Source organism: Alteraurantiacibacter palmitatis (genome assembly GCF_037154115.1).
Classification (GTDB): Bacteria; Pseudomonadota; Alphaproteobacteria; order Sphingomonadales; family Sphingomonadaceae; genus Alteraurantiacibacter; species Alteraurantiacibacter palmitatis.
The window spans coordinates 53706-73110 of record NZ_JBANRO010000006.1; the positions used below are offsets into that span (position 1 = coordinate 53706).

General features: G+C 65.3%; 22 protein-coding genes. 12 read left to right on the plus strand and 10 right to left on the minus strand.

Annotated features, from left to right (window positions below):
* The first annotated feature begins 4 nt into the window (after positions 1–4).
* Positions 5–805 carry a TrmH family RNA methyltransferase gene (locus tag WFP44_RS08455; RefSeq protein WP_336926047.1) on the plus strand — a complete coding sequence of 267 codons (801 nt, stop codon included), beginning with the start codon at positions 5–7 and terminating at the stop codon, positions 803–805.
* Here the strand turns inward: WFP44_RS08455 and WFP44_RS08460 are convergent.
* Both WFP44_RS08460 and WFP44_RS08465 read right to left on the minus strand, forming a co-directional pair.
* Positions 802–1542, minus strand: a complete 741-nt coding sequence (locus WFP44_RS08460) for a hypothetical protein (protein WP_336926049.1) — start codon at positions 1540–1542, stop codon at positions 802–804. The genes WFP44_RS08455 and WFP44_RS08460 overlap by 4 nt on opposite strands.
* Positions 1543–1546: 4 nt before the next feature.
* On the minus strand, positions 1547–2965 hold the full coding sequence (locus tag WFP44_RS08465; RefSeq protein ID WP_336926051.1) for a DNA recombination protein RmuC: 1419 nt from the start codon (positions 2963–2965) through the stop codon (positions 1547–1549).
* Between the two features lie 245 nt (positions 2966–3210).
* Here WFP44_RS08465 and WFP44_RS08470 point away from each other — a divergent pair, with 245 nt between their 5' ends.
* Positions 3211–4875: a formate--tetrahydrofolate ligase gene (locus WFP44_RS08470; RefSeq protein ID WP_336926053.1), complete on the plus strand. Its 1665-nt coding sequence runs from the start codon at positions 3211–3213 to the stop codon at positions 4873–4875.
* A 161-nt stretch (positions 4876–5036) separates the two neighbouring features.
* Here the strand turns inward: WFP44_RS08470 and def are convergent, their stop codons facing one another.
* Together def and recR are read right to left on the minus strand one after the other, a co-directional pair.
* Entirely contained in the window at positions 5037–5612 is a 576-nt protein-coding gene (gene def, locus WFP44_RS08475) for a peptide deformylase (RefSeq protein WP_336926054.1), read from the minus strand.
* A gap of 51 nt (positions 5613–5663) precedes the next feature.
* On the minus strand, positions 5664–6260 hold the full coding sequence (gene recR / locus WFP44_RS08480; RefSeq protein WP_336926055.1) for a recombination mediator RecR: 597 nt from the start codon (positions 6258–6260) through the stop codon (positions 5664–5666).
* A 106-nt stretch (positions 6261–6366) separates the two neighbouring features.
* Here recR and fmt point away from each other — a divergent pair, with 106 nt between their 5' ends.
* Together fmt and truA are read left to right on the plus strand one after the other, a co-directional pair.
* Entirely contained in the window at positions 6367–7269 is a 903-nt protein-coding gene (gene fmt / locus WFP44_RS08485) for a methionyl-tRNA formyltransferase (RefSeq protein ID WP_336926056.1), read from the plus strand.
* Entirely contained in the window at positions 7266–8048 is a 783-nt protein-coding gene (gene truA / locus WFP44_RS08490; RefSeq protein ID WP_336926057.1) for a tRNA pseudouridine(38-40) synthase TruA, read from the plus strand. Before fmt ends, truA begins: the two co-directional genes overlap by 4 nt.
* Here the strand turns inward: truA and WFP44_RS08495 are convergent.
* The gene (locus WFP44_RS08495) at positions 8017–9987 is read right to left on the minus strand and encodes a transglycosylase domain-containing protein (RefSeq protein ID WP_377922879.1); all 1971 of its coding nucleotides are present in this window, start codon (positions 9985–9987) and stop codon (positions 8017–8019) included. The genes truA and WFP44_RS08495 overlap by 32 nt on opposite strands.
* A gap of 357 nt (positions 9988–10344) precedes the next feature.
* Between WFP44_RS08495 and WFP44_RS08500 the strand changes: the two genes are divergently transcribed.
* The 3 genes from WFP44_RS08500 to WFP44_RS08510 are packed head-to-tail and all read left to right on the plus strand — an operon-like array spanning position 10345 to position 12530.
* A complete protein-coding gene (locus WFP44_RS08500; protein ID WP_336926059.1) occupies positions 10345–10734 on the plus strand; it encodes a DUF6152 family protein in 390 nt (129 codons plus the stop codon).
* Entirely contained in the window at positions 10731–11525 is a 795-nt protein-coding gene (locus WFP44_RS08505; RefSeq protein WP_336926060.1) for a hypothetical protein, read from the plus strand. Before WFP44_RS08500 ends, WFP44_RS08505 begins: the two co-directional genes overlap by 4 nt.
* 6 nt (positions 11526–11531) lie before the next feature.
* A complete protein-coding gene (locus WFP44_RS08510; protein WP_336926062.1) occupies positions 11532–12530 on the plus strand; it encodes an SMP-30/gluconolactonase/LRE family protein in 999 nt (332 codons plus the stop codon).
* A gap of 17 nt (positions 12531–12547) precedes the next feature.
* Here WFP44_RS08510 and WFP44_RS08515 read toward each other — a convergent pair whose 3' ends face one another.
* The 3 genes from WFP44_RS08515 to WFP44_RS08525 all read right to left on the minus strand — a co-directional run bounded on the left by WFP44_RS08515 (position 12548) and on the right by WFP44_RS08525 (position 14727).
* Complete coding sequence (locus tag WFP44_RS08515; protein ID WP_336926064.1) at positions 12548–12853, minus strand: PilZ domain-containing protein; 306 nt, start codon at positions 12851–12853, stop codon at positions 12548–12550.
* A 125-nt stretch (positions 12854–12978) separates the two neighbouring features.
* Entirely contained in the window at positions 12979–13962 is a 984-nt protein-coding gene (gene cobS, locus WFP44_RS08520) for a cobaltochelatase subunit CobS (protein ID WP_336926065.1), read from the minus strand.
* A 69-nt stretch (positions 13963–14031) separates the two neighbouring features.
* Positions 14032–14727, minus strand: coding sequence for a winged helix-turn-helix transcriptional regulator (locus tag WFP44_RS08525; protein ID WP_336926067.1), 696 nt, complete (start codon positions 14725–14727; stop codon positions 14032–14034).
* Positions 14728–14815: 88 nt separating this feature from the next.
* Here WFP44_RS08525 and WFP44_RS08530 point away from each other — a divergent pair, with 88 nt between their 5' ends.
* Together WFP44_RS08530 and WFP44_RS08535 are read left to right on the plus strand one after the other, a co-directional pair.
* Positions 14816–15505 carry a glutathione S-transferase family protein gene (locus WFP44_RS08530; protein ID WP_336926068.1) on the plus strand — a complete coding sequence of 230 codons (690 nt, stop codon included), beginning with the start codon at positions 14816–14818 and terminating at the stop codon, positions 15503–15505.
* A gap of 17 nt (positions 15506–15522) precedes the next feature.
* Positions 15523–15876 (plus strand): DUF1428 domain-containing protein, encoded by a 354-nt coding sequence (locus tag WFP44_RS08535; RefSeq protein WP_336926069.1) that lies wholly within the window; start codon positions 15523–15525, stop codon positions 15874–15876.
* 3 nt (positions 15877–15879) lie between these two features.
* On the opposite strand, the gene WFP44_RS08540 is transcribed toward WFP44_RS08535, so the two are convergent.
* Positions 15880–16488 carry a J domain-containing protein gene (locus WFP44_RS08540; protein ID WP_336926070.1) on the minus strand — a complete coding sequence of 203 codons (609 nt, stop codon included), beginning with the start codon at positions 16486–16488 and terminating at the stop codon, positions 15880–15882.
* 76 nt (positions 16489–16564) lie between these two features.
* On the opposite strand from WFP44_RS08540, the gene WFP44_RS08545 reads away from it, so the two are divergent.
* From WFP44_RS08545 to WFP44_RS08555, 3 genes are read left to right on the plus strand one after another with little or no spacing between them, the layout of a single operon-like run.
* A complete protein-coding gene (locus WFP44_RS08545; protein ID WP_336926072.1) occupies positions 16565–16843 on the plus strand; it encodes a BolA family protein in 279 nt (92 codons plus the stop codon).
* Positions 16840–17733 carry a pirin family protein gene (locus WFP44_RS08550; protein WP_336926073.1) on the plus strand — a complete coding sequence of 298 codons (894 nt, stop codon included), beginning with the start codon at positions 16840–16842 and terminating at the stop codon, positions 17731–17733. Before WFP44_RS08545 ends, WFP44_RS08550 begins: the two co-directional genes overlap by 4 nt.
* Positions 17734–17765: 32 nt before the next feature.
* The gene (locus WFP44_RS08555) at positions 17766–18293 is read left to right on the plus strand and encodes an FKBP-type peptidyl-prolyl cis-trans isomerase (RefSeq protein WP_336926075.1); all 528 of its coding nucleotides are present in this window, start codon (positions 17766–17768) and stop codon (positions 18291–18293) included.
* Positions 18294–18296: 3 nt separating this feature from the next.
* Here the strand turns inward: WFP44_RS08555 and WFP44_RS08560 are convergent, their stop codons facing one another.
* Positions 18297–19370 (minus strand): DUF2332 domain-containing protein, encoded by a 1074-nt coding sequence (locus WFP44_RS08560; RefSeq protein ID WP_336926076.1) that lies wholly within the window; start codon positions 19368–19370, stop codon positions 18297–18299.
* Between the last annotated feature and the right edge of the window lie 35 nt (positions 19371–19405).

The following is a 19405-nucleotide window of genomic DNA, read 5'->3' on the forward strand; positions in this document are numbered from 1 at the left end:
CCGCGTGCGCCGCGAAATAACCGGGTTCTCCAACCCCACGGTCAAGGCCCTGCGTGCCCTGCGCGAGAAGAAGCATCGCAAGGCCGCGCGGCAATTCCTGGCCGAAGGGCTGCGGCTGCTGACCGATGCGCTGGAATGCGGCCATGTGCCACAGATGCTGGTGATGAGCAGCGCGCGCGACCCGCATCCCTTGCTGGACACGCTGGAAGCCGCCGTTCTGGCCGCTGGCGGCGAGGTGATCGAAACGACGCCCGATATCCTCTCCAAGATCACCGGCAAGGACAATCCGCAGGCTGTCGCGGGTGTGTTTGCCGAGTTTGATACCGCGATCGAGCGGCTTGATCGCCACGCCGCGCCAATCTGGCTGGTGGCGCAGGCGCTGCGCGATCCGGGCAACCTTGGCACCATGCTGCGCACCGGCGATGCCGTGGGCGCAGGCGGGCTGATCCTTATCGACGATTGCGCCGATCCCTTCAGCGTGGAAGCGGTGCGCGCCAGCATGGGCGCGGTGTTCACGCAAGCAATCGCACAGGCAAGCTGGGACGAGTTCCTTCCGTGGTTGCGCTCCGGACCGGGGCAATTGGTGGCCGCGTCCCTGCGCGATGCCGTGCCTTATCGCGGCGCGCCTTATACCGCGCCCTGCTTCCTGCTGGTGGGCAACGAATCGCGCGGCCTGCCCGGAGAATACGAGGCCGCCTGCGACCTGCGTGTGACCATGCCGATGCGCGGGCGCGCCGACAGCCTCAACGCAGCCGTGGCAGCGGCGGTGCTGGCTTACGAAGTGCTTGCAAGCCTGGAGGCTTAGTCTCCCGCCACCAGCATGGTGATCTTCCAGCCATCGTCGCCGCGATTGGCGAGGAGGCGGTAATCGATCAGGCTGCGAAGATCGGACATGGCGGCGAAGCCCTGCCGGCCGTCGGATGCGGTAACAGAAGCATAGGATGCGCCTTCACCCGGATATTCGCTCACCTCCACCGCTTGCCAGCCGATATTCGCCAATATTTCGGCGTCATCGGCGGCGCTGGCACGCAAGGGCACGTCGCTGCCCATAGCGATATAGGTGGCATAAGGATCGCGCGTGCCGATATCCGCTGCAAAATAATGCGGCACGGTCAGCGAATTGCCATCCGTGCCTGCGGCGCAACCCAGCGGCAAGATCGCTTCCAGCTCTTCCCACAGGCCATATTCGGGATCGGTCAGCCGCGCGCGCAGCGTGTCCACGCCCGCGCCGCCGCCGAAATCAAGGCCAATCGCCGGATCAGCCAGCGCCACAAGCGCATCCGCATCGCGGGCAATCACCGCCTGCGCCAAAGCGCGGCGAAATTCGGGCGCGCCCGCGAGATTGAGACATTCGTCACGCGGCGCGAACTCGCCTGCGGGCGACAAGGCCGTGTAGCGGGTGAGCAGTTCCTCCGGCGTTCCGGGCGCGGCGGTTGCCGCTTGCGTATCGCTGGCGACCGGCGGGCCTTCGGCTTCGCCGCAGGCGGCCATGGCGAGCAGCACTGGCAAGGTCAGGGCAAGGCGGGCGGGGAAAGCAGCCATCGTTTCACTCCTTCAACGGTAATGCCTTGCCAACGGCGGGGGCGTTATCCTGTTCCGGCATATCGGCGGCGTCTGCCTCACCATAACGCGGCAACGATTCAACCAGAGCAACTTCCTCAATTTCGCGGGAAATTTCCAGCCCCTTATCTGCCATGCGCCGCCCGCTGGCAAGAACGTTGCGTTCAAAGCTGCCGACGAATTTGTTGTAATTGGCGACCGCCGTTTCCAGCCCTCCGCCCACGCGTTTCAGATGCTCCGCCGCCACGCGCAGTCGGTCATACAATTCGGCCCCCATCCGCCCGATCTCGCGCGCCTCGTTCGCCATCTTGTCCTGTCGCCAGACCTGCGCCACAGTGCGGGCGATGGCAACGAGGTTGGTAGGCGTGGCCAGCAGCACGCCGTTCTTGAAGGCAAAGTCCCACAGCTCCGGATCGGTTTCGAGCGCGGCGGCTACGAAATGTTCGCCCGGCACGAACATCACCACATAATCGGGCGCTTCCTCGAACTGGTTCTGATAGCCCTTGCTGCCCAGCGTCTGCACATGGCCGCGCATGGATTTGGCGTGCAGTTCCAGATGCCGCCGCCTTTCGTCATCGCTATCCGCCTCGAACGCGGCCTGGTAGGCGTTGAGCGAGACCTTGGCGTCGATCACCAGCTTCTTCTGGCCCGGCACATGGACGATGGCATCGGGCCGCAGCCGCCCGCCATCGGTTTCCAACGAATGCTCCAGAATGAAATCGGTGTGCTGCGACAGCCCGCATTGTTCGAGCACATTCTGCAAGGCCCGCTCCCCCCAGCGGCCGCGCGCCTTGGGCGCGTTGGTGAGCGAATTGCCCAGCCGCTGCGCCTCGCGCTTCACTTCCTCCTGCCCCTTGCGCATCTCCTCGATCACACCGGCAAGTTGCCCGAAGGCATCGACGCGCTTTGATTCCAGCTCCGCCACCTGCTTTTCATAGCTTTCAAGCCGCTGGCCGACGGGCGCCAGCAGCGCTTTCAGCTTCTCCTCGCCCTTTTCCTCGGCCTGCTGGAAGCGCTGATCGGCGCGGGCCAGAAAGGCCTCCTGCGCCTTGGAGAGAACCGCATGGCCTGTGTTCTGGAACTCTTTGAGCAAGTCCTCGCGCGCCTGGATCAGCAGCCGCTTCTGCTCCTCAAAGTGTGCAGCATTGGCTTCCAGCGTGGCAAGGCGTGCGGCCAGCCCCTCCTTCTCGCCGCGCGTCTTATCGAGATCACTTGCCAGCGCGTCGGCGCGCGCGGCGCGCTCACTCATCGTCGCCAGATCGCGCACCAGCGCTTTGGTCTGTTCCTCCCGCTCGGCAGCGGCAGATTTCAGATCAGCCAGTGGACGGCTGGCGAAGAACCAGCCGAGGCCTGCGCCGATCAGCAGGGCGACAAGCACGGCGGCGAGGAGTAACAAGGGATCCATAAATATCCGGCACTATGGGAACGAAAAGAGAACCTAACGCAGGCGGAGCAACCGCGCAAGCGCGCGGGCCGCTTATCCCCACCCTGCCTATCGCTCGCCGGGCGCACAATCCGCTTGAGAAACGCGCCCGCAAAATTGTATGGGGTGCTTACAAATTCAGATTCGCGAAATTTTCGCGGCTGTGAAATGGACTGGTGAAACTTCTGCGGGAAGTCACATCCCGCCAGACACGAGAGGACGCCCCGATGCCCACCGATATCGAGATTGCCCGTCAGGCGACGCTTATCCCCATCACGCAAGTGGCGAAGAACGCCGGTGTGCCCGATGAGGCGCTGATCCCCTATGGCAAGTACAAGGCCAAGGTCGATACCGCCGCCCTGCCCACCACCAGCAACGGCAAGCTGATCCTTGTCACCGCGATCAACCCCACGCCTGCGGGCGAAGGCAAGACCACCACCTCGGTCGGCCTGTCGGACGCGCTGCACCGCATCGGCAAGAAGGCGCTGCTGTGCCTGCGCGAACCCAGCCTTGGGCCCTGCTTCGGCGTCAAGGGCGGCGGCGCGGGCGGCGGCAAGAGCCAGGTGATGCCGATGGACGAAATCAACCTGCACTTCACGGGCGATTTCCACGCGATCACCAGCGCGCACAACCTGCTGTCGGCCATGATCGACAACCACATCTACTGGGGCAATTCGCTCGATCTCGACCTGCGCCGCGTCACCTGGCGCCGTGTGATCGACATGAACGACCGCGCCCTGCGCCAGATCGTCGGCCCGCTGGGCGGCGTGTCGAACGGCTTCCCGCGCGAAACCGGTTTCGATATCACCGTGGCATCGGAAATCATGGCGATCCTGTGTCTGGCGGCTGACCTCGAAGACCTCGAAAAGCGTCTGGGCGACATCATCATCGGCTACCGCCGCGACAAGACCCCGGTGTTCTGCCGCGATGTGAAGGCAGAGCGCGCCATGGCCGTGCTGCTGAAGGATGCGATCCTGCCCAATCTGGTGCAGACGCTGGAAAACCGCCCCGCTTTCCTGCACGGCGGCCCCTTCGCCAACATTGCGCACGGCTGCAACAGCGTGATCGCCACCAAGACCGCGCTGCGCATGGCCGATTATGTCGTGACCGAAGCCGGCTTTGGCGCCGACCTTGGCGCGGAAAAGTTCATGGACATCAAGTGCCGTCTGGCAGGGCTCAAGCCCGATGCGGTGGTGCTGGTCGCCACGGTGCGCGCGCTCAAGATGAATGGCGGCGTGTCCAAGGCCGACCTGACCAAGGGCGAGAATGTGGACGCGGTGCGCAAGGGTGCGGTGAACCTGAAGCGTCACATCGAAAATGTGAAGAAGTTCGGCATCACGCCGACCATCGCGATCAACCACTTCTACCTTGATACCGATGCCGAAATCGCGGTGATCCAGGAAATGGCCGCCGAATACGGCGCGGAAGCGGTGATTTGCAAGCACTGGGCCGAAGGCGGCGCGGGCGCGGAGGAACTGGCCCGGATCGTGGCGGCCAAGGCCGACAAGGGCGCGCCCGATTTCAACCAGCTCTACCCGTCCGAAATGAAGCTGGCCGACAAGATCACCACCATCGCGACCGAAATCTACCGCGCGGGTTCGGTGACGATCCCGGCAGGCGTCCGCAGCCAGCTCAAGGCATGGGAAGAGATGGGTTACGGCCATCTGCCCATCTGCATGGCCAAGACGCAGTATTCCTTCAGCACCGATCCCACCGCTTTGGGTGCGCCGGAAAACCACGATGTGGCGATCCGCGAAGTGCGGCTGTCGGCGGGCGCCGGCTTCGTGGTGGCGATTGCGGGCGAGATCATGACCATGCCGGGCCTGCCAAAGGTTCCCAGCGCCGAGGCGATCTACCTCGACGAAAACGGCCAGATCGAAGGTCTGTTCTGATCGGATAGTGGGGGGTCCCAGCGCAGGCTGGGACCTCAGGCAGTCTGGCATAAGGCCTGAGACCCAAGCCTTCGCTGGGGTGCCGATGGCCAAGGAAAAAGGGCCGCTCCCACACGGGGGCGGCCCTTTTTGTTTGACGTTGCAGAAAGTTGCAGCGCCGCTCAGGCCGCCTGGCGCGCCTTTTGCAGCTTCTTGAGCGCCATGCTGCGCTTGAGGCGGCTGAGGTGATCGATGAACAGAACACCGTTCAGGTGATCCATCTCGTGCTGGATGCACACCGCCATCAGCCCGTCCATCGCCTCCTCATGTACATTGCCTTCCAGATCCTGCCAGCGCACCCGGCAGGTGGCGGGCCGGTCGACATCGGCATAGATATCGGGCACTGACAGGCAGCCTTCCTGATAGCTCTTGGTTTCGGCCGAAGGGTCGAGGATTTCCGGGTTCACGAACACGCGCGGTTCGCGCTTGGTCGGCTGGTGATGGTGAAGATGGCCGTCCCCATGGTCATGATCGCAGGGTTCCGGCTCGGCATCCGGGTCTTCGGGTTGCAGGTCGATCACCAGCAGGCGCAGCGGCACGCCCACCTGAATGGCGGCAAGCCCGATGCCATGCGCGGCGTACATCGTCTCGAACATATCATCGACAAGGATCTTGAGCTGATCGTCAAACGTGTCGACGGGCTTGGAGACGGTCTTCAGGCGCGGATCGGGCGCTTCGAGTATTTCAAGGATGGCCATGCAGCGTCATTTAGTAGCGGATGTGCCCGCTCGCAAGGCTGACCCGACCTGCTACCCCACCGGCCGACGCGCCCGCAGCGCCTGCGCCAGCGTCCCTTCGTCGAGGTAATCCAGTTCACCCCCCACCGGCAGGCCATGCGCCAATTGCGTGATGCGCACCGGATAGGTTTCCAGCCGCTCGGCAAGGTAATGCGCGGTCGTCTGCCCTTCCAGCGTGGCGTTCATCGCCAGCACCACCTCGTCCACGCCGCCATCCGCAACGCGCGCCAGCAGCCGGTCGATGCTGAGGTCCTCCGGACGCACCCCGTCCAGCGCGGAGAGCCTGCCGCCCAGCACGTGATAGCGCCCGGTGAACAGTTTCGCACGGTCGAGCGCCCAGAGGTCGGCCACATCCTCCACCACGCAGATCGCGCGCGCATCGCGGCGCGGATCGGTGCAGATGGCGCAGGGGCTTTGCGTGTCGACATTGCCGCATTGCGGGCATTCGGCCAACCGGTCACGCACCGCCGCCAGCGCCTCGATCACCTGGAGCAACGCAGTTTCGCGCCGCTTCACCAGCCACAGCACCGCGCGCCGGGCCGAGCGCGGCCCAAGGCCGGGCAGCTTGGACAGGGCGGAAGCCAGCGTCTCGATCTCTTGCGATGCCATAGTGCTACCCTCTTACCGCTCGGGCTGAGCTTGTCGAAGCCCATTTACGCGGCAGCGTGTCAGTTCACCCTTCGACAAGCTCAGGGTGAGCGGCTAGAGGGCCGGAATGCGCATCATCTATATCGGAACCCCCGATTTCGCCGTCCCGGCTTTGCAGGCGCTGGTGGCGGCGGGGCATGAGGTGATCTGCGCCTATACCCAGCCCCCGCGCCCCGGCGGGCGGCGCGGCAAGGAAGTGACGCCAACCCCGGTGCACAAGGCGGCAGAGGCGCTGGGCATACCGGTTCGCCACCCTGTTTCGCTGAAAAATGCCGACGCGCAGGCCGAGTTTGCCGCGCTGAACGCCGATATCGCGGTGGTGGCCGCCTATGGCCTGATCCTGCCGCCGGCGGTGCTCGACGCACCGCGCCTTGGCTGCGTCAATATCCACGGCTCGCTCCTTCCCCGCTGGCGCGGTGCGGCGCCGGTGCAGCGCGCGATTCTGGCGGGCGATGCGGAAACGGGCGTGGGGATCATGCAGATGGAGGCGGGCCTCGATACCGGCCCCGTGCGGGCCGAGGCACGCACCGCGGTAGATGGCAAAACCTGCGGCGAACTGACAGCAGAACTGGCGCAGATGGGCGCGGCGCTGGTGGTGCAAGTGCTGGCCGATTTCGAAGGTCACCCCGCCATTCCCCAGCCTGCCGATGGCGTGACCTATGCGCACAAGATCGCCAAGGCGGAAACCCGGCTCGATTTCAGCCAGCCCGCCGCGCAAGTGGAACGGCAGGTGCGCGCCTTTCACCCCGCCGCATGGTTTGCATGGCAAGGCGAGCGCTTCCGCGTGCTTGGGGCCGATGTCGGGGATAGGTCGGGAGAACCCGGCACCGTGCAGGATGATGCGCTGACCATCGCCTGCGGCTCCGGCGCAATCCGGCCGACAATAGTGCAACGCGCCGGGCGACCAGCCATGCCCACCGCTGACCTGCTGCGCGGCTTTCCCATCCCGGCAGGCAGCGTGCTGGCATGACCCGCTTTGCCCTCACCCTCGAATTTGACGGCGGCCCCTTCATGGGCCTGCAACGGCAGGATCACGGGCCATCTGTGCAGCAGGCGGTGGAGGAAGCCGCTTTCCGCGTGACGGGGGAGGATGTGCGGATGCACGCCGCCGGGCGCACCGACAGCGGCGTGCACGCGCTGGGCATGGTGGCGCATATCGATGTCGAAAAGCCCTTTGACCCCTTCCGCCTGATGGAGGCGCTGAATTACCATCTGAAGCCCGATCCGGTGGCCGTGCTCGCCTGCGCAGTGAAGCCGGATGATTGGCACGCGCGCTTTTCCTGCATTGGCCGGGCCTATGAATACCGCATCGTAAACCGCCGCGCGCCGCTGACGCTGGACAAGGGCCGCGCCTGGGCCGTCACCCGGCCACTGGATGCAGAGGCGATGCACGCGGCGGCGCAAAGCCTTGTCGGGCGGCACGATTTCACCACCTTCCGCTCCGTCCATTGCCAGTCGCAAAGCCCGGAAAAGACGCTCGACCGGCTCGATGTCAGCCGCCAGGGGGACAATGTGATCGTGCGGGCCGAAGCGCGCAGTTTCCTCCACCATCAGGTGCGCAGCATGGTCGGCACGCTGGCACTGGTGGGTCTGGGCCAATGGCGGGTGGAGCAGGTGGCCGAGGCGCTGCACGCGCGCGACCGCAGCGCGCTGGGCCTCAACGCACCGCCCGACGGCCTGTATTTCGTGCGCGCGGTGTATCCCGACGAGACCGTGACTAAGGCGGAGGCGGCTGGCCGCTGGGGGTGACGGTTAGTCCGTCGCCGTCCACCCGGATATCCAGCCCCACGCCTTCCACGCTGGTCGAAACGGTCGCGCCCTGCCCGTCCACGCTGAGGCGCGTCTGCCCGTCCTGCGTGAGCGGAATATTCTCCAGCCCCTCCACATCCAGCGGCTGCACCGGCCCGCCGGGGTCTTCGGACGCGGTGGGGCGCGGCGCGGGCCGTGTGCGTTCGCCCAGCGCGGCACTCATGAAATCACGCCAGATGCGCGCAGGCAGCCCGCCACCCGTCAGGCCGCGAATGGGGGAGTTGTCGTCGTTGCCGATCCATACGCCCACCACCAGCCGGTCATCTCCTTCGCCCGCATAGCCCACGAACAGCGCGTCGCGGCTGTCCTGTGTGGTGCCGGTCTTGCCGAAATTGGCGCTGCGCAGCATCGCCGCGCGGCCCGTGCCGCGGTTGATTGCCTGCCGCAACATCGCCTCGATATCGCCATGCACGCGGGACGAGAATGTGTCCGGCCCGTCGAACAGCCAGTCCCACCAGCCTTGTTCAGGCCGGGCGAGCGCGTGCGGTTCCACCGGATAGCCATTGCCCGCCACCCCGGCGTAAGCGGCCACCAGTTCCATCAACGTCATGGTGGACGTGCCCAGCGCCAGACTGGGATCGCCCCGGTCGAGCGGCGATGTGACGCCCAGCGCGCGCGCCATGTCGATCACGGCGTCATCGCCCACCTGCTCCTGCAAGCGCACGGCCGCGACATTGGAGCTTTGCGCAAAGGCATCGGCCAGCGTGATCTGGTTCGAATAGCGCCCATTGGCATTGCGGGGGCGGTAGGAGCCTTCGACAATCTCGGCATTTGAAATCGTGTCGTCAGGCCGCCAGCCCGCCTCCAGCGCGGCAAGATAGACGAACAGCTTGAAGGTGGAGCCGACCTGCCGCCGTGCCTGCGTGGCGCGGTTGAAAGGCGATTTGGCGTAATCGGTGCCGCCGATCATCGCCACCACTTCGCCATTGGGACGCATCGCCACCAACGCCACCTGCGCCCCACCCAAGGGCGCCCGCTGCACCGCCTGCCGGGCAATGTTCTGGAGCCGCGAATCGAGCGTGGTGGTCAGCGTCTGGCTGACATAACCCACTTCGCTGCGCGCCCGCGCCTCCGGCAGCGCCCAGTCCGCAAAATAGGTGCCGGTGGGCAGGCTGTCCCGCTGGCGTCGCACGTCGAGCCGTGGCACCGGCATGGCATCGGCCTGTTCCTGCGTCAGATAGCCGGCCGCCACCATGGCGCCCCGCACCAGCGCCATGCGCCGCGCGGCAGCATCAGGATTGCGCGTGGGGGCCAGCCGGCTGGGCGCCTGTAGCAGACCCGCCAGCATCGCCGCCTGTTCGGGCCGCAGGTTTTCCGGCTGGCGGTAGAAGTAATGCAGGCTGGCCGCGCGCAGGCCATAGGTGTTGTCCCCGAAATAGGCGTTGGACAGATAGCGTTCCAGAATCTGGTCCTTGGTCAGCCATGCCTCCAGCCAGAAGGCGATCAGCATTTCGCGCGCCTTGCGTGTCAGGGTCTGTTCGGGGGTCAGGAAGGTGAACTTGGCCAGTTGCTGCGTGATCGTGGAGCCGCCACCCACCCCGGTCAGCGCGGCGCGTGCAATACCACGCGGGTCGATGCCCCAGTGGCTGTAGAAACGCCGATCCTCGATCGCGAGGAAAGGCTGGACCACATGATCCGGCAGCGCCGCCACTTCCACCGGTTCGCCCACAATCGCGCCACTGCGCGCAATCGGCGTGCCATCGCTCGCCAGCAGCGTGATCTGCGGCGGCGCAATGGGTTGCAGCGATTTGGAAAGCGGGGCGGTCACCGCCAGATAGCCGATCAGCAGAATGAAGGCGAACAAGAGGCCTGCCACCCCGCGCACAATCCACCACCGCAGGAGATGGCCGCGCCAGATGCGCCCGGTCGACGGCTCCATCGGCGGCGGCGCGGCGGCGGTCGGCCCCGCGTCAGGCGCAAGCGGCCAGGCGTGGCCATCCCCCTCACCCGCATATTGCGGGTGCCAGGGCGCGCTTTCCAATACCGAGGTTTCGCAAGCCAGCCCGGTTGGGTCCGCCTTGGCCGAGCGATCGGACTGCCTGAATATTGCGCGAAGCCACTTCATTGCGCGCACTGTATTATCCAATCAACACAGCATTGGGTAGCCCCAAATGGCGGCCGCGCGCCGCTATCCGCCCGGTCCTGCAAAAAGGCGTTTGCGCTTGGGCCCTCGCTGGCGTTTAATGCGCGTCACATAACGAGAGGGCACCGGCAAAAGCCGGGCGGGGAGAGGATAATGCAAAGAAGGTTCGCCCTTGTGGCGGCTTTGGTTTCGAGTCTGTGGGCGATGGTGGCATTTGCGCCGCCGGTTGAGGCCCACCATTCCTTCGCCATGTTCGACCGCACGCGCACGGCCACGATCAGCGGCACGGTGCGCGAATTCCAGTGGACCAACCCCCACGCCTATATCCAGCTTGTGGTCCGCGACGCATCCGGGCGGGATGTGGAATACAGCCTGGAAATGGGCGCGCCGATGTATCTGTATGCCCGCGGCTGGCGGCCGCGCACGCTGCGTCCCGGATCGCAGATCAATGTGCAATACAACCCCCTGCGCAGCGGGGAGCCGGGCGGCGTTGTGCTGGAAGTGACCGATCAGGCGGGCAACCGCGTGGGGACCAACCAGTGACGGCGCGGGCATTCGCGTTGCTGGCAACGGCAGCGCTTGCCGTCGGCGCTTTTCCCGCCGCTGCCCAGCCCGAAGCCGCCGCGCGCCGCGTGGAAGCCTTTGCGCAATTGCCCTATTGGCCCGGATATTGGGTGGCCGAAGATCAGGCCGGCACCACCATTACCGGCCTTGCCCCGGTTGCAACCGCATCCACCGGCAGTTCGTTCTCGGTCCCGATCATGCCGCTGCGCGCAACAGATGCGCCGTGGAACGCGGAAGGCCGCCGGCGGTGGGACGAGGTGCGCCAGAGCGCGGGCGGGCGCAAGGCAACCGGCTGGGGCTATCCGATGATGATGGGATCGGCCACGCCGCTGCGCTTTCTGATCACGCCCGAAGAAACGATCATCATCAATTTCTACAACGAGGCGCGGTACATCTACACCGATGGCCGGTCGATGCCGGCAGAGGATGATATGTGGCCGACCACCTACGGCACCTCGATCGGCCATTGGGAGGGCGACACGCTGGTGATCGAAACGGTCATGGTCACCACCCCGTCCGACTTCTTCCACGGCTCCCCGCCCTTCAGCGAGGAAGCCCGCTATGTCGAACGCATCCGGCTGGATGGGCCGGACAGGCTGACGCTGGAAATGACCGTCACCGATCCCGTCACCCTGACCCAGCCGTGGAGCGTGCAGGCCGCATGGGTGCGCGACCCCGGCTTTGACCGGCAGATCACGCTGGACTGGACGAATGACCGCACCGGCAACGAGGACGGGCTCAACACAATCGAACTGGCTCCGGTGGAGTAGGACGCGATGAAAATCCCCTTCCCTTTCGCATTTCTGGCCGCGGCATCGCTCGCAAGCCTGCCCGCCCCGCTCGCCGCGCAGGCGCTGCAACCGGGCGAGGTCGAGGCAGCGATTCCCGCCATTCCCGGCGTGGTGGCTGGGGGCACGGCGTGGCAGACCGTCTGGACCGGCCCGATGACTGCCGACGGCATGACCACCGCGCCTGATGGTTCAATCCTGTTCGCGCAGGAGCAGAGCAACGCAATCTGGCGCCTGTGGCCCGACGGGCGCACCTTTGTCGAATACCCCTATGTGCTGGGCGCAGGCGCGGTTTCGGTGGACGCGCAGGGGCGCGTGCTGGCGGTGGAGCGCGGCTGCACCGATCCCGGCCTTGGCGGCCTCACCTGCTCGCAGCCCTCGCGCGTGGTGGAACTGGGCGAGACGCGAAGGGTGATTGCCGATGCCTTTGCCGATGGTTCATCGCTGGGCCGGTTGAACGACCTGCACGCCGATGGGCGCGGCGGGGCCTGGTTCACGCAGGGCGCGCTGTATCACGCCGCCGCCGATGGCACGGTGACGACGGTGGCGACGATGGACGCCTTCTCCAACGGTGTCGTGACGAGCCCTGATGGCCGCACGCTGTATGTCACCGACAGCCGCACGGTTCGCGCCTTCGATATCGATTCGGATGGCCGGCCTTCAGGCGCGCGCGTTTTCGCGACGCTTTCCCGCGACACGCAGGGATTTGGCGGAGACGGGATGGCGGTGGATGCCACGGGTCGCCTCTATGTCACGGGCGATGCGGGCATCTATGTCTTTGCGCCCGATGGAACCGAACTTGGGGTTATCCCCGCGCCGCGCCGCACGATCACGCTGGCCTTTGGCGGGCCGGATCGCCGCCAGCTCTATGTGGGGGCGATGGGCGCATCCACCCCTGCGGGCGTAGCCTGGGCAACGCCGCAAGGTGTGCGCAATGTGGCGATGACGATCTATCGCCTCGACATGGAAGCCAGCGGCCCGCGCTGAGACAGCGGCACCGCGAGTCAGGCGGCTTTTGGCGCGATGTGCAGCGTGCGGCGCAGATGGTCGAGCACGGCCTCGTGCAGCGGCTGTTCAAAAGCGATGCCGGCATGGGCATCTTCCACCCACACCACTTCGCCTGGCTGATAGGAAAGGCCCGGCAGCTTGACGAGCACCCGGCTGCCCGGTTCCGCCACCGCGCGGCGGCGGTCCACCATGCAGCCGCCATGCGACAGGTCCAACACTTCGAGTTCCTGCGCACCGCCAGTGGAAAAGCGGATGGTTGCCATCAGTTTTCCGGCAATATCGCTGATGCGGCTGCTGATCATCGCACAACTCCCCAATGGCGCCCGCAGCAGGACACTGCACGCCGTTGAGCTGTTTTTAACCGCAAACGGAAAGCAAAGCCTTAAGAACAGGATTTACGCGAACTTAACCCTGACTTCGGCCTGCATCACGCCTTGGAGACAACGCTTTCGGGCAATTCCACACCGAATACGCGCTGGTAATATTCCGCCACCAGCATCCGCTCCGCCTCGTCGCACTTGTTGAGGAAAGTGAGGCGGAAGGCGAAGCCGGGATCGTTGAAGATCTTGGTATTCTCGGCCCAGCTGATCACGGTGCGCGGGCTCATCACGGTGGAAATATCGCCGTTGATGAAGCCTTGCCGCGTCAGATCGGCCACACGGATCATGTCGGCCACCAGCTTGGGATCAAGATCGGTCTTGGCGCCCACGATCTCCCGCTCGGTTTCCTGCGGCAGGTAGTTGAGCGTGGTGACGATGTTCCAGCGGTCCATCTGGCCCTGGTTGATCGCCTGCGTGCCGTGATACAGCCCGCTGGTATCGCCCAGACCCACCGTGTTGGCGGTGGCAAACAGGCGGAACCACGGGTTCGGCCGGATCACGCGGTTCTGGTCGAGCAGCGTCAGCTTGCCCGCTTGTTCCAGCACGCGCTGAATCACGAACATCACGTCCGGGCGGCCCGCATCATATTCGTCAAACACCAGCGCCACGGGGTGCTGGAGCGCCCAGGGCAGCAGGCCTTCGCGGAATTCGGTCACCTGCAAGCCGTCGCGCAGCACGATGGCATCGCGGCCGACAAGGTCGATACGGCTGATATGCGCGTCGAGATTGATCCGGATGCACGGCCATTTCAGGCGCGCGGCCACCTGTTCGATATGCGTCGATTTGCCGGTGCCGTGATAGCCCTGCACCATGACGCGGCGGTTGTGGGCAAAGCCCGCCAGAATCGCCAGCGTGGTATCCGGATCGAACACATAGGTTTCGTCCAGATCGGGCACGCGGTCATCCGCCTGGCTGAAGGCGGGCACTTTCATGTCGATATCGACACCAAAGGTTTCGCGCACGTCGATTTCGGTATCCGGCGCGGCCATCAGCGTGCCGGATTGATCTGCTGTGGTGGTCATGTCGTTCATCTCAGCGGCGTGACTAGGGCGAGTGGCAGCGCGCCGCAAGGGCTAAGCTGCGCGGCGGGCGCCGCCTTCTCAGCGACCGGGGCGCGCGGGCAGGTGAAACAGGTCGATGAAGCAGGCCACCCTTGCCGCATCGCCCTCCACCTTCACCCCCTGATCGGCGTAGCGGGCCGGATCGACCTTGCCATAGATGATCGCGGCCAAGGGGGTGGCATCACTTGCGCGAAAGACGATGTCGGCCCCGTCGATCGGCCCACGCTGAAAAGTGATGGCGCCATCGGCCAGCGTTGCCAGAATCGCGGTTCGGCCAAAGTCGAACCCGGCCCGCATAGGCAAGGCGGCGGCCTTTCCCCGGTCGATCATGATCTGGAAGGAGACCATCAACCCCGCAGGCGACATATGCAGGCGTGGATTATGCAGCGGGGATTGCAGCGCCCAGCGGCCCATTTCCAGCACAACGCCTTCCGCGGCCTTTCCCCACGGCGTCAGCTCATAAACCTGCACCTTTCCCGGCGGCGGCAGCGTGCGCCGCGCCAGCGCGCCCGCCTGTTCCAGCCCCTCCAGACGCTCGGTCAGCACCTTTGCCGATATGCCGGGCAAGGCCGCACGCAGGTCGGAGAAACGCAAAGGGCCATACAGCAGTTCGCGCACCACCAACAGGCTCCAGCGTTCGCCCAGAACTTCCAGCGCCAAAGCCGTGCCGCAGGCATCGTCATACCAGCGGCCATGCCTCACCGAGACAGATTTAGTTTCTTCAAGTAACTTCATGGTTGCCTTCTGTAACTTGCATGGGCAAAATTGGCAAACCTTTGATTCGGAAAAGACAGCAAGCGCATTTTGAAGGGATGATCGTGCCATGCCTGATACCACTACCGGTTCGCCGGACACCCCCACTATCACCGCATTCGACTGGGTGCCCGATTTTGCCCGCGGCCTGGTGCGCGATATCCGCGTGCGCTGGGCGCTGGAAGAACTGGGCCTGCCCTACAGCGTCGAAGTGCTCAACGCATTCGGCGCAAAGCCGGGCAATTATGTGGATCGCCAGCCGTTCGAACAGGTGCCCGCCTACGCCGATGAGGATGTGCAATTGTTCGAAAGCGGGGCCATGCTGCTTTATCTGGCGGACAAGCATCCCGGCCTGCTCCCCGCCGGTCACGCCGCCGCCTGGACGGCGCGCTGCTGGGTCATGGCGGCGTATTCCAGCGTGGAATCCTTTATCAACCGCCTGAACAGCTACGACATTTTCCACGCCGACAAGCCGTGGGCAAAGGACGCGCGTGAACCCGCCGTCGCGCTGGTCAGCCAAAAGCTGAAGCGCGTGGCCGATGCTTTGGGCGGCAAGGACTGGTCGGTGGACGATTTTTCGGTGGCCGACATCGCCATGATCTGCGTGCTGGAAAATCTGCGCCATTCGGGACTGGTGACGCAGCAGCCTGCCCTGGTCGAATATCTGGCGCGCGGCAAATCGCGCGCCGCCTATGGCCGCGCCCTGTCGGCGCAACTGGCCGATTTCACGGGATCCCCACCTGACGGGTGGCAGGGGTAATCGCAAAGGAGGATCGAATGTATATTCAAGGGTTCATCGTACCGGTTCCGGGCGACAAGCAGGACGCCTATATCGAACTGGCCAGTTTCATCGGGGAAATCATGCGCGATTACGGCGCGGTCGAAATCATGGAAGCATGGGAAGCCGATATCAAGGACGGCCACACCACCGATTTCCGCATGGCTGTAAAGGCGGAAGAGGGGGAGAAGATCGTGTTTTCGTGGGTCGTCTGGCCGGACAAGGCCACTTGCGACGGCGCGCATGAAAAGATGATGCAGGACGAACGGATGCAGGGTGAATTTTCCATGCCGTTCGATGGCAAGCGGATGATCCTGGGCGGCTTCACCCCCGTCTGGACGCTGGGGCGCTGACGGTCAGCCGAAGGCGGCGGCGCGGCTGAGCAATTGGTAGGCCTCAACCACGCGTTGCAGGCGATCCTCGTGCGTACGGTCGCCGCCGTTTCTGTCCGGATGGTAACGCCGCACCAGTTCGGAATAGCGGCGGCGCAGCGCGGGCCGGTCGGTGTCGGGCGCAAGCCCCATCACCTGCAGAGCGGCGCGTTCAGGCGGGGTAAAGCGCGTCTGCATGGCGCGGTCAGCCTCGGCCGCCCGTGCACGCCCCGCGGCAGCGCCCCTGATATTCGCCGCGCGCGCACCGATGGCATCGAGCGGATCGGCAAAGTCCGCCCAGCGCGGCCCCTCGCCAAATCCGGCATTGGGGCGAAAGGGGCGGCTGTGCGTGTCCCATCCGGCCAGCGGCGATTGCGCGGCCCAGATTTCCTCCGCGCTCATCCCTTTGAAAAAATCATATCCGGCGTTGAAGGCCCGCACATGGTCAAGGCAGAACCAGCGCCATTCGCCCGGCCCGTCAAAGCCGTGATGCCGTTCACCCGGCGCGCGGTATTCGCCGGCTTCCTGGCACCCCGGCGCTTCGCATCGGCGCCCCTTGCTGTCATACCGTCCGTGTAATCGTCCCTCGCGCATCGGTTGAAAGTGGGGGATCATGCCCCAGATGAAAACCCCAGATGAAACGAAAATTCCCTTTTAAGGAGCACAAATTATGGCCGGCCCCGTTCAGCGCGAAATGGAAACCCTGCTGGCGGCGGCATTGGCGCCCACGCGGCTGGACGTCATCAATGACAGCGCCAGGCATCGCGGCCATTCGGGCGATGACGGCAGCGGCGAATCGCATTTCACCGTGGTGATCGAGAGCGCCGCCTTTTCGGGCAAAAGCCGGCTGGAACGCCAACGCATGGTCAACGCCGCGCTGGGCGACATTCCCGGCACCCGCGTGCACGCGCTTGCCATCAAGGCACTGGCCCCGGAGGAAACCGCATGAGCTTCGATACGATCGCCCCCGTCACCCACGATCTGGGCCAGTTTCAGGTGCGCCGCGTCCTGCCCAGCAGAGGCCGCACCATGGTGGGGCCGTTCATCTTCGTCGATCAGTTCGGCCCGGCCACGCTGGATCTGGGCACGGGGATGGATGTGCGCCCACATCCGCATATCAACCTGGCCACGGTCACATGGCTGTTCGACGGGACACACGCGGGCGCGATCGAGCACCGCGACAGCCTCGGCACCTTTTCCACCATTCGCCCCGGCACGGTAAATCTGATGACCGCAGGCCGCGGCATCGTTCATTCCGAACGCTCCCCTGCGGAGGAGCGGGACAAGGGCGCGCGGCTCTACGGGATGCAGACATGGCTGGCGCTGCCCGACGGGCAGGAGGAAATCGCGCCCGCCTTCGAAGCGGTGAGCGATCTGCCGCTGGTGGAGGACAACTGCGCCAAAGCCACGGTCATCATGGGCAGTCTGTGGGGCGCGCGCGCCGCCACCACCACCCACGCCGACACGATCTATGCCGAAATCAACCTCGCACCCGGCGGTGCCATCCCCATCGACAATGCAGCGGATGAACGCGCGGTGATGCTGGTGGGGGGCGAGGCGAGCCTCGATGGGGAGGCGCTGACGCTCTACACACTGGCGATCCTTGCGCCGGGCCAGGCCATGCGGCTGGCTTCCGACAAGGGCGGCAAGGTCATGCTGCTGGGCGGAGAGGCCTTTGCCACGCGCCGCCATGTCTGGTGGAACTTCGTGTCGTCCGACCGGGAACGGATCAACCAGGCCAAGGCGGACTGGGCCGAAGGCCGCTTTCCCAAAGTGCCCGGCGATGACGAGGAGTTCATCCCGCTGCCGCAGGTCGCCAAGACGGTGAGTTACCCTTGATCCCGAACCGCGCGCGGGGCAGATGGCGTACAATGAAGCTGATCGCCCTTCCTGCTGCCTTTGCAGCCTTCGCCCCCGCCCTCGTTCTGGCCACTCCCGCCGCCGCGCAGGATAGCGGCCCGAACGCCGGCCTGACCCGCGCGGAAATCATGCAATCTTCCGCGTGGTATAACCGCCAGCAGGCCGCGTTGGCCGAGTTGCAGCCGCAGGATGGCTGGGCCACGCTGGAAGGCGGGGTGCGTTTTCGGCGCATTGCGGGCGATGGCACCGGCCCTGCGCCCACTTTGCGCGATATCGTGACGGTGCATTACACCGGCACGTTGACCAACGGGATGGAATTCGATTCCAGCCGCGACGGTGATCCCGCCACTTTCCCCTTGGGCCAGCTGGTGCGCGGTTGGCAGATCGCCATTCCCTATATGGGCGTGGGCGACACCGCCGAAATCGCGCTTCCGGCCGAGATGGGCTATGGCGCGCGGGGCGCGGGGCCGATCCCGCCGGGTGCGACGCTGTTCTTCACCATTGAACTGCTCGACGTGATGGTGCCGCCGGGGCGCTGACCTTCACCCCAGCCAGCGCACCCATGCGCCGTGCGGATGCGCTTCGGCCAGCAGCGTCACCTTGTCCCCGCCAGGCCAGAATTTGACGGTCAATTCGTGGCGGAATGTCGCGCGATTCGTTTCCACGCGCAGCCAGGCAAGTGGCCTCTCCGGCGTCGCCTTCGCGCCCGCCTCCTCCATCATCGCACGGATCGCGGCGCGCGTGGCTTGCGGCAGATATTGCCACATCACCGTGTGGAACAGCACGCGGGAGACGCCTGCGGGCTGGTCAGCAGCAAGTCGCTCGGCCACGAAGGCGGCGGCATCCATCTGCACCAGATCGGGCGGCTGTGCCGTGGCCAGCGCAATCGCCACATCCATGCGCGCCATGCGATCCCTTGCATCGGCCCAGATATAGGCTTTCAGCCGCTGCGCCTGTGCCGGATCGGTCAGATCGACCGGCGCAATGTCGCAGCCCTTCACGCCGACGATCTCCACCGGCCCCGCAGGCGGCGGGGTGCCGCGCCATTCGGGAACAATCTGCATCGGGCTGTCCGTTATGCCCGCTTTCACCCCGCCAAGCCTGTAGCCATAGCGGTGCATCATGGTGTTGATGCCTGCGCTCGCGCCGATTTCGATCAGCTCAAACCGGGGACACAGCCGCTCGCCCAGCCACAGCAGGCCCGCCATCACGCTGGCCGATCTCCCGGCTTCGTTCGTCTGCGGCGGGCCATCCAGCCATGGCAGCAGCGCGGCATCGAAATCCCGCGCCACCCCGGCCACCAATGCATCGACTTCCGCCTGATCGGTTACCTTGCCCGCATAGACCGGGGCCAGCGCATCGGTGGCGCCTGTCAAATGCAGGAAATGCAAGGCGCCCGCCACGCGCAGCGGCATCGCGTCCTCCAGGCTGAGGCCCGGCCAGCTCGCCATGCGCCGCCCCGTCTGCGTATCCGCCGCGATGATCGCGGCCTCTGCCCGGATGATGCGCCCGGTGATCGGCGCGCCCGCTTCTTCGGCATGGCGCGCCTGCCAGGCAATCGCCTGCCCGACATCGGCAATCTCCATCACCTTTTGCGATTGATCTTTTGCGGCCAATGCCGTTGCCCTTTCCCGCCCTTCAAACTACATCG

Coding starts and splice junctions, on each gene's coding strand:
- WFP44_RS08460 (WP_336926049.1), bottom strand. CDS start 1,542: ATGGCTGCTTTCCCCGCCCGCCTTGCCCTGACCTTGCCAGTGCTGCTC.
- WFP44_RS08465 (WP_336926051.1), bottom strand. CDS start 2,965: ATGGATCCCTTGTTACTCCTCGCCGCCGTGCTTGTCGCCCTGCTGATC.
- WFP44_RS08470 (WP_336926053.1), top strand. CDS start 3,211: ATGCCCACCGATATCGAGATTGCCCGTCAGGCGACGCTTATCCCCATC.
- def (WP_336926054.1), bottom strand. CDS start 5,612: ATGGCCATCCTTGAAATACTCGAAGCGCCCGATCCGCGCCTGAAGACC.
- recR (WP_336926055.1), bottom strand. CDS start 6,260: ATGGCATCGCAAGAGATCGAGACGCTGGCTTCCGCCCTGTCCAAGCTG.
- fmt (WP_336926056.1), top strand. CDS start 6,367: ATGCGCATCATCTATATCGGAACCCCCGATTTCGCCGTCCCGGCTTTG.
- truA (WP_336926057.1), top strand. CDS start 7,266: ATGACCCGCTTTGCCCTCACCCTCGAATTTGACGGCGGCCCCTTCATG.
- WFP44_RS08495 (WP_377922879.1), bottom strand. CDS start 9,987: ATGGAGCCGTCGACCGGGCGCATCTGGCGCGGCCATCTCCTGCGGTGG.
- WFP44_RS08500 (WP_336926059.1), top strand. CDS start 10,345: ATGCAAAGAAGGTTCGCCCTTGTGGCGGCTTTGGTTTCGAGTCTGTGG.
- WFP44_RS08510 (WP_336926062.1), top strand. CDS start 11,532: ATGAAAATCCCCTTCCCTTTCGCATTTCTGGCCGCGGCATCGCTCGCA.
- WFP44_RS08515 (WP_336926064.1), bottom strand. CDS start 12,853: ATGATCAGCAGCCGCATCAGCGATATTGCCGGAAAACTGATGGCAACC.
- cobS (WP_336926065.1), bottom strand. CDS start 13,962: ATGAACGACATGACCACCACAGCAGATCAATCCGGCACGCTGATGGCC.
- WFP44_RS08525 (WP_336926067.1), bottom strand. CDS start 14,727: ATGAAGTTACTTGAAGAAACTAAATCTGTCTCGGTGAGGCATGGCCGC.
- WFP44_RS08530 (WP_336926068.1), top strand. CDS start 14,816: ATGCCTGATACCACTACCGGTTCGCCGGACACCCCCACTATCACCGCA.
- WFP44_RS08535 (WP_336926069.1), top strand. CDS start 15,523: ATGTATATTCAAGGGTTCATCGTACCGGTTCCGGGCGACAAGCAGGAC.
- WFP44_RS08540 (WP_336926070.1), bottom strand. CDS start 16,488: ATGCGCGAGGGACGATTACACGGACGGTATGACAGCAAGGGGCGCCGA.
- WFP44_RS08545 (WP_336926072.1), top strand. CDS start 16,565: ATGGCCGGCCCCGTTCAGCGCGAAATGGAAACCCTGCTGGCGGCGGCA.
- WFP44_RS08550 (WP_336926073.1), top strand. CDS start 16,840: ATGAGCTTCGATACGATCGCCCCCGTCACCCACGATCTGGGCCAGTTT.
- WFP44_RS08555 (WP_336926075.1), top strand. CDS start 17,766: ATGAAGCTGATCGCCCTTCCTGCTGCCTTTGCAGCCTTCGCCCCCGCC.